This is a genomic window from Streptomyces niphimycinicus, assembly GCF_018883605.1.
In the GTDB taxonomy this organism is placed as follows: domain Bacteria; phylum Actinomycetota; class Actinomycetes; order Streptomycetales; family Streptomycetaceae; genus Streptomyces; species Streptomyces niphimycinicus.
The window spans coordinates 1-380 of the sequence record NZ_JAHLEM010000792.1 but is presented as its reverse complement, the minus strand read 5'-3'; the positions used below and the strand labels follow the sequence as shown (position 1 = coordinate 380).

General features: G+C 69.5%; 1 pseudogene. It reads left to right on the top strand.

From position 1 onward, the window contains the following. Window positions 1–206, top strand: a pseudogene (locus tag KN815_RS42790) (ATP-binding protein); the annotation flags it as partial. Window positions 207–380 lie beyond the last annotated feature (174 nt).

Below are 380 nucleotides of genomic sequence, written 5' to 3'. Positions count from 1 at the left end.
ACTACTTCGAGAACTCCGGACTGCCCTTCGTCATCGCCCTCAACGGCTTCGACGGACATCAGCCGTACACCCCCGAAGAGGTCCGCGAGGCTCTCCAGATCGGCCCCGACGCGCCGATCATCATCACCGACGCCCGCCACCGCAGCGAGGCCAAGAGCGCGCTCATCACGCTGGTCGAGCACGCGTTGATGGCCCGGCTGCGGTAGCCGAGACCGGTGACAGAAGCCAAAATCCCCTGCTCTCCGAGGAGAACAGGGGATTTGTGCGTTCCCGGTCCGATGTATCCGGGGCAGTCGGCGCGTTCGGGGCGGTCGGCGCGGTCAGGCGCTCGGCGCGGGGCCGACGGCCTCCGGGCGGTGTGCGGCCGTCCGGAGGCGGCG